This is a genomic window from Vibrio sp. MACH09 (genome assembly GCF_033238805.1).
GTDB lineage: Bacteria > Pseudomonadota > Gammaproteobacteria > Enterobacterales > Vibrionaceae > Vibrio.
Map to the genome: position 1 here is coordinate 1,234,390 of NZ_BSFZ01000002.1, position 13,654 is coordinate 1,248,043.

The 13,654-nt window shown below is 38.5% G+C and carries 9 protein-coding genes; 2 read left to right on the forward strand and 7 right to left on the reverse strand.

The features are described from left to right. Positions 1-85 precede the first annotated feature (85 nt). From CHJ_RS20660 to CHJ_RS20685, 6 genes are all read right to left on the reverse strand, one after another. Positions 86-1,546, reverse strand: a complete 1,461-nt coding sequence (locus tag CHJ_RS20660) for a sodium:solute symporter (protein ID WP_171753646.1) — start codon at positions 1,544-1,546, stop codon at positions 86-88. 14 nt (positions 1,547-1,560) lie between these two features. Continuing rightward, the gene (locus CHJ_RS20665; protein ID WP_171753645.1) at positions 1,561-2,502 is read right to left on the reverse strand and encodes a DMT family transporter; all 942 of its coding nucleotides are present in this window, start codon (positions 2,500-2,502) and stop codon (positions 1,561-1,563) included. Between the two features lie 3 nt (positions 2,503-2,505). Then, positions 2,506-2,652, reverse strand: coding sequence for a hypothetical protein (locus tag CHJ_RS20670; protein WP_171753644.1), 147 nt, complete (start codon positions 2,650-2,652; stop codon positions 2,506-2,508). 709 nt (positions 2,653-3,361) lie between these two features. Next, on the reverse strand, positions 3,362-3,739 hold the full coding sequence (locus CHJ_RS20675; RefSeq protein WP_171753643.1) for a RidA family protein: 378 nt from the start codon (positions 3,737-3,739) through the stop codon (positions 3,362-3,364). Positions 3,740-3,819: 80 nt separating this feature from the next. Next, the gene (locus tag CHJ_RS20680) at positions 3,820-5,115 is read right to left on the reverse strand and encodes a serine dehydratase subunit alpha family protein (protein ID WP_171753642.1); all 1,296 of its coding nucleotides are present in this window, start codon (positions 5,113-5,115) and stop codon (positions 3,820-3,822) included. A gap of 271 nt (positions 5,116-5,386) precedes the next feature. Then, a complete protein-coding gene (locus CHJ_RS20685; RefSeq protein ID WP_317918865.1) occupies positions 5,387-6,412 on the reverse strand; it encodes an HD-GYP domain-containing protein in 1,026 nt (341 codons plus the stop codon). A gap of 524 nt (positions 6,413-6,936) precedes the next feature. Between CHJ_RS20685 and CHJ_RS20690 the strand changes: the two genes are divergently transcribed. Both CHJ_RS20690 and CHJ_RS20695 read left to right on the forward strand, forming a co-directional pair. Beyond that, positions 6,937-10,638 carry an ATP-binding protein gene (locus CHJ_RS20690; protein WP_317918866.1) on the forward strand — a complete coding sequence of 1,234 codons (3,702 nt, stop codon included), beginning with the start codon at positions 6,937-6,939 and terminating at the stop codon, positions 10,636-10,638. Positions 10,639-10,674: 36 nt separating this feature from the next. Further along, positions 10,675-11,289 carry a response regulator transcription factor gene (locus CHJ_RS20695; protein WP_171753639.1) on the forward strand — a complete coding sequence of 205 codons (615 nt, stop codon included), beginning with the start codon at positions 10,675-10,677 and terminating at the stop codon, positions 11,287-11,289. 135 nt (positions 11,290-11,424) lie between these two features. Here CHJ_RS20695 and CHJ_RS20700 read toward each other — a convergent pair whose 3' ends face one another. Continuing rightward, a complete protein-coding gene (locus tag CHJ_RS20700; protein ID WP_171753638.1) occupies positions 11,425-13,113 on the reverse strand; it encodes an NAD-dependent malic enzyme in 1,689 nt (562 codons plus the stop codon). Positions 13,114-13,654: the final 541 nt, after the last annotated feature.

A 13,654-nucleotide genomic window follows, 5' to 3' on the forward strand; every position in this document is an offset into this window, starting at 1 on the left:
TTATTCTACGGCAAGAATCAGAGTATACTCAATATAGATAAAGGGAGCAGCGCCTCTTTTCACTGCTCCCTTTTTTATATCCAGATTAACGTAACCGGAGATAATGAGTTACATTCTGGCTCTGGAATCCTTTTGCTATCAATAGATAAGTAATAGATGAAATTATGGTTGAGTAAATGGGCGCTTCAACCCAGCCGAGATCAAACCATAAGAAGAGTATTGCACCGCTAGCAAAGCCAGCAATCATTGAGAATAAAGCTGCGTAGATGTTTCCTTTAATATAACGAGAGAGTAACGTCGGTGCGACCAATGTTGCCATTAATGTTCCTGAGCCAAGTATCGCCAGCATCGATAACATAAAAGGTGGTGCGTAGAGCATACCGACAAACCCCATAAAGCCTAGCCCCCAAACTGCCGATCTATTTAGCAGCAGCAAGTGAGTATCCGCTAATTGACACTTTGGCCAGATCGCTTGTCTCAAATCGTGAGAAACTGATCCGGCAATCGAGTGCAGAACGGAGTTTGCGGTCGACTTCATTGCAAACAGAATGAACAGAGTAATCACAGCCGATACAGTTGGAGTTAAGAATGTCGTTAGAAAAACGGGCATTGCATTGTCAGCGTGTTCTAGTCCGGGCACTTTCACTCTCATGTAAAGCCCAGCTAAAGGTACTAAACTGAGTAAACATGCGATAGGAGTCATGTATGCCGCCATATGATGAAGTTTGGTCGACTTATCCAGCGCCATAAATCTTACCGACATATAAGGTAAAGTGGTGGAATAGATAAAGGCATACGGTAAAACCAGAAATACGTGCCAACCTGTTGAACCATACGGACCTGAATCACTTGGCATAACTAATTGTGGGTCAATGGCATGCAGTGAATCAAACAGCTCAATGGGGGACATATCACTGAAAATGGTAAATACAATAATAAAGGCTGACACACACATACCAAGTACCATAAACGTATCAGTAAATGCCACTGCTGCAAGACCACCAATAGACGTATAAAGAATGATAATGCCGATCATTATTAAAGATGCAGTGGTGTTATCAATGCCGAGCCATTGGCCTGCGAGTAGCCCCAACGCTTTTACCTGCCCAACCAAAAATACCAACAATAATAGAACAGTAATAATGGCGGCAAAAGCTTGCGTTAATCGCTGTATATGTTCAGGGCCACTATGACTTTTTGCGATGTATTCGGGAATGGTTAAGCTGCCCATACTTTGCGCTTTTTGATGTAAAAACCGAGCGCAAAATAGTACCGCGAGAACCATTGCTGGGGCGAAGAAGAAATTCCCCAGCAGTTCAATAGCACCATATTTGTAAGCAACACCTGGGGACCCCATAAATCCCCAGCCAGAAAAGCCTGTTGCTACGATAGTAGCGGCGCCGGTAAACGGGCCTAAACAATTGGCAGCCAAAAGGAACCCACTCTCACTTTCGTCAGACTTCATGATCTTGTTACTGTATAACGCCAGTCCAACCATAATGACAACAGTTAAAATCAGTAATCCCCAATTCAGAGCAGTATCCATGTTAGCGTCCTCAATTAATGGTCTAACTGGGCATCAGTATTTTGTGCTGCCTTTCTTTTTTTACTCATAGTAAAGACGATTTCACCCATACCACCACCGATAACCAATATACCACCTAAGGTTTGCAATGCTGTTAAGCTCTCTCCAAACATCATAATACCGATACCAGCACCAACGACTGTTTCCAAATAGGATACGCAAGCAAGTTCAGCAGCTTTCAAGTGTTTTGCGGCAATCGTTAGCAATGAAAGGGCACCGAATCCGATGAAGAAGCCCATTGAAATTAGCCAAACCCATGAACTAGTATCCATCTCGCTTAGTGAAGGAGGGTTCATTAAGAAGAAGACTGCGATAGCAAGAGCACCAAATAAGAAGTTAAAGAAAGAACGCGAATCAGAGCCAACATCAGTGCGGTAACGGCTAAAGAATAGGTATAAACCATAACCTAACCCTGATGCTAAACCTAACATATCACCAATAAAGTTCTCTTTAGAAAATGATAAAGAAACAGTTAAGCCAGATTGTGGATCATAATTAATGATACCAATAATAAACAAACAACCAATAAATACAGCGGTTAATAGACCCGCGGTTAATTTGGCTATTTTTTCTTTAAGGAAAATAGCCGCTAATATGGTTGAAAATACTGGTCCGGTATAAATTAAAAATACCGCATTTGCTAACGTTGTATATTTGGTAGAAGAAACATAAGCCGCTAGACATAACCCTAAACAAGCACCACTTGCAATAACTGCGGGAGATAGTTTTGTTTGTTTAATTAATGCCCATTTCCCTTGGTAAAGCATAATAGCCAAAATACAGAGTGCACCAACCGTCATTCTAGTAAAAGCAATAACGTCACCACTGGTATTAATATTTCGTGCAAATAAGCCAACACATCCCATTAGGGCTGCTGATACGATCATAGTCGTATAGCCCAACGTTTTTGTATTCATCTGTTACTCCTTAGGAGCGTGATACTTAGCAGAGTCTTCGAGCATCCCGCCATCTGTCGTTTCGTAATGAAAGTAAACAGCAGCGACTAATAACCACAATAGGACATTAGCAATGATAAACGCATCGATTGACCAGTAACCTGTTAGCATCAGTGATCCTTTAATGATTAAATTGATAGACTACGCGGTATGCGTAAGCTACTTGTTGTTTTATTCATCATTAATTAATGGCAAAAAGATAACTAGCAAAAACCTGCTATATAGTTGCTAATTGCTGCGATAAACAAATAAAACAGAGTTTGGCTCGGTATTTTGTGATCTCAATCAATTTGAATTGGAATGAATTTATTATTTAACAGTGAAATATATTGGATTGCATTATAAATGTGATCTGACATAGAAATATTAATCATTATTCTGAATAAACTGTGAGTTAATAACGAATAAATATTCCTATTAATTACTGGTTTTATATTATCTCATTGATTTTATTCATATCTAAAGTTTTGCTAATTAAAAATATAATTTGATGGCTGAATTCAACTGTTATTCAGAAATATAGAGCCACGGCGATGCGTACGGTCTGCGTGAAATGACGATAATCTGTTTGTGATATGTTGCTTTCAGTAAAAAGAATAAAGTAAAACAGTAGAAAATTCGGGAAAGAGAGAAGAGGAAGAGAGCTAGAGATAACAGAGTAAACAAGTTAACAGTAATAAATAACTTTATGAGCGAGTAGTAAAAAAGTCAGCATAATGGCTGACTTTGACGATGATTGTTAGGCTTGAGTCTGATACGAGAAATGAGCGTAATCAAACGATAGTCGCTGCCTAATTATCAATACACATTTACTCGGCAGCTATGATTTAGAAGCAATAACTTCTATTTCAACTTTCGCATCAAGAGGTAACCTAGCCACCTCTACACAACTTCTTGCCGGGCAGTTGTCACCAAAAAACTCACCGTAAACTTGGTTTACCGTTGCAAAATCATTTAGGTCTTTAACAAATACCGTTGTTTTAACGATGTCAGTTTTGCTTAATCCCGCTTGCTTTACGATAGCTTCTACATTGGCAAGAGATTGTTTGGTTTGCTCGGCAACATCTTCAGGCATTTGACCCGTTGCTGGGTTAATTGGCAATTGACCTGAGGTATATAAAGTATTTGCTGTTAATTTGGCTTGCACATAAGGGCCAACTGCTGCTGGTGCGTCGTTGCTAAAAATAGTTTCGTTCATATGCTATGTTCTTATTTATTTTGAATAAAAAGGCCCAGCTCTATCGCTAGGCCAATGGATAATGGGTTTACTATGGAGCGTTATTTATTGACCATGATGTCGAGGATCTGTACATCGGTTTGAGTCATTGAACCGTTGGCAAGAGCGGACAAGTTCTTAATGGTTTTGTCTACATCATTGTCGACGATACCTTCGTTACCTGTCACACGAATATTATCCAACGCCATTAATGCCGATTTTACAGCGGCTCCCGCCGAAGAGGATACTTTCATAGAGCAGCTTGTTTTTGCTCCGTCACAAATAATGCCAGCGATGTCTCCGATCATACTGCATATAGAATGACTGACTTTTTCAAAGTCACCCCCCAATAGCCATGTCATAGCGGCAACAGAACCCATAGAAGCGGTCGTTGCGCCACAAAGAGCTGAGAGCTTGTTTTGATGACTCTTAATGTAAATCGCCATTAGGTGAGACAGCATCAAAGCGCGGATCATTTTTTCTCGGCTAACTTTAAGATGTTCAGCCACCACTACGACAGGCATTGTCGCGGCAATTCCTTGGTTACCAGAGCCAGAGTTGCTCATGGCTGGCTTCATTGCGCCATCCATGCGGGCATCGGAAGCCGCTGAAGTACGAGAAAGAACGTTAGTTAACAGCCCTTCAGACAGTAAGCCTCTTTCGATATTGCGCTGGAAAGTGGCTCCAATCTGTAATCCGTAGTTACCGGTTAACCCTTCTACTGAGAGAGCATCGTTTAAACGGTATGATTGTTCGATAAATTCAATCTGTTCAAGCGGTGCATTTAATGCGTAGTCGTAAATGTCTTCAGCTAATGCGTTGGCTAGGGGATGAGCGTTCTCTTGGTCATCTTCATTGCTAGCGTTTATTGGAGAGTCAGCAATAAATAGAGTCATTCCGTCTTTTTCAATAGACATGATATGCGTATGGCTATCTGCGATGGTAACTGACGCATAATGTTGTTCGTCATGAATGGTTACTTTGGCGTAAATGATATTGCTTACATCGGCAACGCCTACGGTTACCTTATCGCTATCAATCAGTTGCTTCGCTTTTGCGACATCGCCGTCGGTGATATCTTTTAGTACTTCAAGTTCTGCTTTAGAGTTACCGGCAATCGCCCCGACTGCTGCTGCAATAGGTAAACCGACCATGCCTGTACCCGGAACACCTACGCCCATGCCATTTTTCATTAAGTTTGGAGAAATTAAGGCAGAGATACTTTTAGGTTCGCCATCTAGATGCTCCATTGCAATGGCAGCAGCCAGCGCAACAGAAACAGGCTCAGTACATCCTAAAGCAGGTGCGACTTCTTTTTTCACAAGGTTAGTAAAGTCATTCCATAGTTCAGTTTTCATATTATCGGTCCTGACATAATTACGTTGAAGAGATGATGAGTCGGCGTGTAGTTAAGTGATCGCCAACATCTTTCTACTTCATTTATTCAATAACGATAATATACAAAGAAATAGGGAGATGATTTTTGCTTTGTTTACTTTGAATTGAACAATAAAGAGAAAATTATTCTCTTTATTGCGGGTGTCACGATGGTTTTGGTAGTTAAGTCACATTTAAATTGAGTACTTCAATGTTCCCTTCGAGTCAGAAACGACGCAGTTAAATTCGCTATTAATTAATATGCTGTACTTGTTTATCCTCAACATCAGAATGTAATCGAATGATTTCTACAAATTCATCAATATTGTCCACGACAAGAGTGGCAAGTTCAGGGTCGAATTGTTTACCCGATTCTGTTTTAAAAAGTTTAATAACTTTACTCACAGGCCACGCTTCTTTGTAACAACGTTTACTTAGTAAAGCATCAAGCACATCGGCGACGGCAGTAATACGTGACAAAATATCTATCTCCTCTCCCTTCTTACCACAGGGATAGCCATTTCCATCCCAGTGTTCATGATGTTCATAGGCAATTTTTGCTGCAAGTTTCATATAAGGGGAGTGACTGGATTTTAGCATTTTGTAGCCAATGGTGGTGTGACTCTGGATAATGGCAAACTCTTCGACAGTCAGTTTAGCCGGTTTATTCAGAATCATTTCTGGTATGGCAATTTTACCAACGTCATGAAGGGGGCTGACAATTTTTACTACATGTGTTTGATGTTCTGATAAGCCCCTTAATTGCGCTAGTTTTGTGGATATTTTTGCCACTCTTTTTACATGCTGTCCTGTTTCTCCGCTTCGATACTCAATAACCTCACCCAAAAAATAGATGAGCTCTTTTTGTGAGTCGATAATGCTCTGATCCAGTTGCTGCTGGCGTTTTCTTGACTTTTTTTGCTGTATGCCAAACCACAATAGCACGAGAGAAATAATCAGCAGTACAATGGATGTTATGCTGAAAAAACTCATTTCTTTAGAGTAAAAAAACGATGGATTGCTTATATAAACAACCTTATTAAAAAGTTGTGCTAAAAAGCGATCAAGATCTGAGAAAAATGATTGCAGGCTTCGATCAAGTTGAGTGACGAATTTACCAATAAAAAAAGAGCTCGCTTTTCCATTTAATGCAACATTCAATATGCTCGATTTAGCTTCAAATAGAACGTCTTTTGTTGGTGAAGGTAATGGCTCTCCGTTGGTAGGTAGTACAGTAAATGCCAACAATAAAACGTATAAGCGTCTATAAAATTTCATGATTACCACGTTAACAAATCTTGGGGAAAATAATATATAACGAGAGATAACTAAGGTCTTTGCTTGTTTGATGAATCTAACTTGTTTAAGTAAAAGGTGACATTTGAGTAAGAATTTACCTTCAAACTAGTTAATAAATTCTTACATTTTTTTAATTCAAGCTCATAAAATAATCAACTTGTCTACTTCAACTAGCATGTTAATTAAAACTATATGATCGTATTCATATATGTTTGCAATAAAAAAATAATTTGCATGTTTTAATCTAATAAAAATTACAAATGTTACATTTCGTTGCCGGATACTATCTGTCTAATGCTATAAATTAAATGGCATTTTTACATGAAAAAAATGTTGTTCTGACAATTCCCTGCCGTGTTAATTTTGTGTGTGTTTAATTAAATGATATAGTCAATCCGGTATAACATGCTGTTTAGAATAGAGATTGTTCTATGAAAAATTATTATTTGCGCAACAAGTATTTTGTAATAAAATGTGTCGAAATTTTTATCACTGATTGACTAATGAAATCGATAATAATAAGCCTTATATTAATTTTTCTACTTCCAGTTACCTTATCTTTTGCTAGTAATGTTAAGGAGTTGGAGGGAGAGAGAACACTTTCTAAAATTCAAATTAACAGCAGTTACATGCGAGTTGGTTTGATTTTGGATAATGGCTACTCTCAAAACGCAATTAATGTGCTAGGCGATTTATATGGAATAGATGTCGATTATATGTCGTTGTTGAGTCGGTATATTAATGTTGAATTTAGATATTTTTCTTTCGAGAGTGAAAGTTCAGCCTACAAAGCGTTGCTTGCAGATAATATAGATGCAGTTGTCACTTCAAGTTCCTTGTTCAGTGAAGATACTAATTTAGTAAAATCTGATTCAATCTATAAAAGTAATCTGGCTAGTTGGTTTCTTAATCCAGAAAGTAATCAGTCGGATCAAGGTAGAAATAAAGTGGGTTGTATAATAACAAGCCCTTTTTGTAATCGTATAAAAAATAATAGTCAGGTGGTCTATGTAGATAACACAATCAAGGGAATGCGTATGGTGTTAGAAGGAGAGATCGACGGTTTTATAGATAGTTATGCGTTTATTGCTGAATACCTTGATAACTATGATATTAAACAGGGCGAATTAACCATTTTAGACAAAGATGCAACATTATCGACTTATCTAGTGACCGAGCAGGAAAATCGCAATCTGATATCGTTAGTTAATGAGGGAATTCAACGATTTAAACAAGATGGAAGCGACTTAACCGGCACAAAGAATCTGTATCATCAGCATGATCAAAAAATATCTCGCTTGATAAGTTCAATGAATCACCGAAAGGTGTTTCGCTATTCGATAGATGACAATCTTTATCCGCTGTTTTATCGCGACGGACAAGGTAATCTAGCGGGTTATATCTATGATTTTATTAATCTTCTTCAAGCTCGGTCTGGCTTAATATTTGAATATGTTTCAGATGAAGGAAAATCAATATCTGAAATGATAGAAAAAGGTGATATCGACTTTGTCCCTATTGTTAAACCATTTGATGATCTAAATGAAAATATAGTGAGCTCTAAACCATATATAAACGTTAGCTACGTTAAAGTGGAATTAAGGGAAAAAAAAGGAAACAGAGCGAATAATGAAAAGATGGGCGTATTGGTAAGGAACAATATTTTTTCATTCAGAAGAGGGAAAGAAAAATTTGGTAATGATGTACGTATATATTCAGATGCTAAAGAGATGCTAAGTGATTTAGACCAAGGTGTGATAAATACGGTCGTTATGACAAGTCAAATAGCAAAGAGTTTTCTTATTCGCAATGAAGATGATAAGTATAAAATAGATAGTAATGTAGATTATTTGAATAAAATTGGCCAGGTTGCACTAGGAGTATCTGCTAATAACCCTTTGTTATTAAATGCATTAAATAGCGTTATAGATGTAATAGATAATAATGAAATATTATCCTTATTTAACTCATACAAAAAATTTGATCTTGTATATGGGTATGAGAAAAGTTTCATTAACTCAATTGCACTGGTTATTATCGTGTTAGTTCTATCCGTGGCTATCATCACGGTCTTAGTTCTGAGGAACTTGAAGTTACAAGTTAATCTAAGAAAACTGTCTGAGGGTAGGGTCAAGCAACAACTTCTTTGGTTACAAGAAGTAATTAATGAACTTCCTGATATGATCGTTATTCGAGATAGAAATATGAATATCGTCTTAACAAATGAAGAGTACAAAAGAAACAGCTCGTTATTTTCCTCGTTAGCTTATGGTTCAAAGTCAGAAACAAAAGCGCTATTAACTGATGAGCAGGATGTTTATTCAATAATGATCGATAGTTTAGTAATACGTGACACTATTAAGTTTGAACAACCTCATAATCGCATTCAGTACCTTAACTTGATGCATAAAAGTATTGTTAACCCTGTAACTAAAGAGAACTTTATATTATCGAGTTTTCAAGATGTAACGGTATTGAAACAGCAAGAGATAGATCTCATAGAAGCCAACAAAAAAGCAGAGACAGCGATGAATGCTCGCAGTCAGTTTCTTGCCAATATGAGTCATGAACTTCGCACGCCAATAGCCGGAATGTTGGGGTTGTTGGAGCTGTTAAAACAAAAGATCAGCTCGAAAGAGGCACTGTATTTAGTCGATAATATTCATGCATCAAGCAGCAATCTGCAATTACTGGTAAATGATGTGCTTGATTTTTCAAAGATTGAAGCCAATCAGTTCAGTTTAGATGTTTCATCAACCGAAATATACACAGTCATCGGCAGTTTATTGCGCTGTCATCAGGCTGCTGCTAAAGAGAAAAAACTGGCGTTTGAAGTAGAGTGGACGCCGTTTAATATTGAATTTATGGATATTGATACCCTTAGATTTAGTCAGGTAATCAATAACCTAATGTCGAATGCCATTAAGTTTACAGATAAGGGATCTATTCGAGTTTCCATTGCCGTTGAAAACGACTATCTGCATATAGAGATAAAAGACAGTGGCATTGGCATAGAAGCCGATAAGCTATCGAGTATTTTTAAACCGTTTGAACAGGCTGATGGCTCTATAGCACGAAGTTATGGAGGAACAGGATTAGGCCTGTCTATCGTCAATAGTTTAGTCAGTTTATTGCAAGGCGATCTAGAGATAAAAAGTACGGTTAACAAGGGGACGACAGTTTATCTGCGCTTTCCTGTTGTTGCGGCTATTCCGTTCAAAAAACTGCCTTTAAAATGTTCTGTGCGCTACCTCGGGGATAACAAGACGCTCAATTACTGGCTCAATACGTGGGGGTGCGACCCAAGTGTTGCCGAGAACGCCATTCAGCAAGAAACAGCCGATGCAGTTAGCAGCAAGGTAACCATTTCTCACTGCGATGAAGAGATAATTAATGTGACTCATAGTGAGGATGATGAGCATAAACAGCTTCTGCAGATGTCTGAGTCCTGTTTTTATCCGGATTTACTGCTAAATACGCTAAGACAAAAAGAAGTATCAGCAGCAGAAAATACCCTCACGTTTGATGAAAATCGCTCTATTCGAGTATTGGTGGCTGAAGACCACGCGATTAACCGTGTATTGATTGAACAACAGCTAGAAAGACTCGGTGTTCAGTACAAAATAGTGGCTGATGGGGAGCAAGCATATCAAGAGCTGGAAAGGTCGGCGTCACATTATCATGTGCTATTAACTGATTATCACATGCCCAAGTTAGATGGCCTTTCTCTTGCCCATAAAGTTCGTGAACAACTTCCTGAATTTAATGATAAGAAAATAATTGCTATGACGGCAGAAGTTTCAAACCGAATCAACTTGGAAACAGAAGAGGGAGGGTTTGAACAGATCTTATATAAGCCGTACACCCTGCAAGATCTTGCTGAGGTACTGCTAGAAAATGTACCGAGTAAAGCTAAAAAGGAAGTGGATTTCTTATCACTGTTCAGTGACATTTTTTGCCAGACAATGAGTGCCGATATGGAAGTGTTGGCAGCGAGTATTGACGACTATGACGATGCCTTTGTTAAAAAGGTTGTTCATAGAATCAAAGGTGGCGCTATCTCAGTGGGCTTAACAAGCATTTCCGATGAAGCGACAGAAATAGAGTCACTTATAGATCAAGATGTGAATAGAGAGAAAGTAATTAAACAAGTCAGCGTCCTTATGGATGCAATAAGTAAGGAAATAAAAGCGCTTAATCGCTAACCGTATAATTTATTGAATATTTGATGAGGAAAAACCATGTATATTAAAAACAATGGCGTCAACTTTTTAATCGTTGATGATCACCCGTTAGTCTGCGCTGCAATTTCTCATATGCTGAATGAGAAAGAGTATACACATTCTATCTCGGAGGCGAATAATGCCTTGGATGCGATGAAACTGGTGAAAGAGAATAATATCGATTTTATTGTTCTTGATGTTGATTTGGTCGATTCAGATGGTTTTGAATTTTTACGTAGAGCAAAAGCGTATGGTTATGCTGGGAAAGTGTTGTTTGTTTCCGTGCATAATACCACTCTGTACGCCGAAACTGCATATAAGTTAGGGGCCAACGGTTATGTGACCAAAACCGAGGGGATGAATGATATTAGAGAAGCTGTAGAGGCCATCTTAAAGGGTTATAGTGTGTTTAAATCTAATGAATTCAATACTATGTCGGATAAAGAGACCAAACTATCTAAGCGTGAAGCCGTAGTGTTTAACTATCTAATACGTGGGTTGTCCAATAAAGAGATCGCACAAAACCTCTCGCTCAGCTCAAAAACGGTCAGCACTTACAAAGTCAGAATTTTTGATAAGTACAAAGTTAAATCACTGGTCGAGCTGATTAAGATAAAAGATATGGTTGTGTGAAAATGAACCGATATGCGTGGTCATTGCTAAAAAAAGGGTTCTTTTTTTAGGAGAACCCAAGGAAGGGAATTATTTTTATTTATCAAGTGACCTTTAGATCAAGCGCTTCATCTTAAGGTCTTTTGAGTATGTAGCTTAATAAGAAGTGCGCTTGTAATCACGATAGTTGGCGGTCCAGAAATTAGCGACAATTTTATCCATCAACTTCTCGTCGCTGAGTACCGCCGCGTAATTTTGTTCCATGGCTTTTTTAGCAACAGCAAATGCGATTTGAATAGAGACTTCTCTTATTTTTTCTAATGATGGTAAAAGAGCGCCAAAGCCATTGATGGCGAGCGGAGAGCAGTCCGCTAATGCGCGGCTAGATTCCATTAACATTTCATTCGTAATCCGTTTGGCCCCAGATGCCAGAACACCTAAACCAATACCAGGGAATATGTAGCTGTTATTGCATTGAGCAATGGTAATACTTCTATTATCAAGTTGAACCGGATCAAATGGGCTACCTGTTGCAACTAACGCTTTTCCATTGGTCCATTTTAAAATGTCTTCAGGTGTCGCTTCTACTCGGCTAGTAGGGTTAGACAATGGAAATATGATCGGACGTGCACAATGCTTGTGCATCTCTTTAACCACTTCTTCACTAAAGAGTCCTGGCGCACCAGATACTCCTATAAGAACCGTAGCTTTTGCATTTTTCATTACATCTAGCAACGAGTGCTCGTTTGAGTCCGTTTGCCATTTAGTCAGTCGTTGGCGTTTGACGAGCAGTTTTTTCTGAAAGTCGAGTAGATTTGGCATATCGTCGGTTAATAAACCCCATCGATCGACCATATAAATCTGGCTACGAGCTTGTTTATCAGAAATCCCCTCAGACACCATCTGAGCAATAATCGCTTCTGCAATGCCACAGCCTGCGGAGCCCGCACCTAAAAAGGCGATAGTTTGTTGGCTAAGTAGCGTCTTAGCCGCTTTACATGCAGCGATAAGAGAGCCAACGGTAACCGCCGCAGTACCTTGAATATCATCATTAAAACAGCACAACTGGTCTTTATACCGGTTTAATAAAGGCATCGCGTTTTTCTGAGCAAAATCTTCAAACTGCACCAAGGCGTCAGGCCAGCGATTTTTGACTGCTTGAATGAACTTATCGACAAACTTGTCATACTCTTGTCCCGAAATCCTAGGGTGTCGCCATCCCATATACATAGGGTCAGAGAGTCGTTGAGGATTGTTGGTTCCTGCGTCTAAAACAATGGGCAAGGTGTAAGCAGGGCTGATGCCACCACATGCTGTATATAAAGAGAGTTTACCAATCGGGATCCCCATTCCACCAATGCCTTGATCTCCGAGCCCTAAAATCCTTTCTCCGTCAGTAACCACAATAATTTTCACGTTATGTCGAGTAGCATTGTTGAGGATTTCTTCAATTCTATCCCGGTTAGGGTAGGAGATAATCAACCCTCGTGCACGTCTGTAGATGCTAGAAAAACGCTCACAGGCGGTGCCAACCGTAGGGGTATAAATGATCGGCATCATTTCTGAGATATGGTTTTGAACTAATCGATAAAAAAGTGTTTCATTGGTGTCTTGGATATTTCGCAAGTAGACATGGCGATCAATATCATTTTCAAAGCTACTAAATTGTTGGTATGCGCGTTCTGCCTGTTCTTCAATGGTTTCAATCGCATCGGGCAGAAGACCTTCCAAATTGAAGACTGAGCGTTCGTTCTTGGAAAACGCACCGCCCTTATTTAACAGCGGAGATTCTAATAACGCTGGACCAGCATAAGGAATATATAAGGGTTTACGATTCTCGTTCATATTAAACTCTGAAAAATGTGATGTAAAAAGGTAAGGTTTTTATTATTGGTAACTTTCACGAAAGATAAATTAAAACTCAATCTTTAACAATTCAAATAACTGCAATTCTTCTTGCTATTAATGCAAGCTATATTTAAATGTTCTCCAAAAATCCACCTAAAATAGCAAAAATATTGAAGTATAAAAAAGTAAAACTGGCGAGCCGATAATGTGATGAATAGATCTATGTCTCATAAGTAACTATTTAATTCATCAATACTGATTGCTTTTCATTGTGATTAGTGAAGTGACAAAAACGGCGTCGCCAGAGTGAAAAGTGAACTGTAGCAATAAGATAGGGTGATGTTTGGTATGAAGTAATAGCTGATAGTGATGACTGAAAACCATGACTATTGCAAAAATTGAAATGGTTATCCGTTTTATTGTGATTGTTATAACTGTGCTGGTTGATTAATCATGTCGCCGAAAATACATACAGGGATCTATTTATATACCCTACATATTAATGAATAGATCTTATCTACACTATATTCAAAAGGAA

Bases quoted from the DNA above. Each gene is read 5' to 3' on its own strand.
- CHJ_RS20660 (WP_171753646.1), bottom strand. From the start codon at position 1,546: ATGGATACTGCTCTGAATTGGGGATTACTGATTTTAACTGTTGTCATT.
- CHJ_RS20665 (WP_171753645.1), bottom strand. From the start codon at position 2,502: ATGAATACAAAAACGTTGGGCTATACGACTATGATCGTATCAGCAGCC.
- CHJ_RS20670 (WP_171753644.1), bottom strand. From the start codon at position 2,652: ATGCTAACAGGTTACTGGTCAATCGATGCGTTTATCATTGCTAATGTC.
- CHJ_RS20675 (WP_171753643.1), bottom strand. From the start codon at position 3,739: ATGAACGAAACTATTTTTAGCAACGACGCACCAGCAGCAGTTGGCCCT.
- CHJ_RS20680 (WP_171753642.1), bottom strand. From the start codon at position 5,115: ATGAAAACTGAACTATGGAATGACTTTACTAACCTTGTGAAAAAAGAA.
- CHJ_RS20685 (WP_317918865.1), bottom strand. From the start codon at position 6,412: ATGAAATTTTATAGACGCTTATACGTTTTATTGTTGGCATTTACTGTA.
- CHJ_RS20690 (WP_317918866.1), top strand. From the start codon at position 6,937: ATGAAATCGATAATAATAAGCCTTATATTAATTTTTCTACTTCCAGTT.
- CHJ_RS20695 (WP_171753639.1), top strand. From the start codon at position 10,675: ATGTATATTAAAAACAATGGCGTCAACTTTTTAATCGTTGATGATCAC.
- CHJ_RS20700 (WP_171753638.1), bottom strand. From the start codon at position 13,113: ATGAACGAGAATCGTAAACCCTTATATATTCCTTATGCTGGTCCAGCG.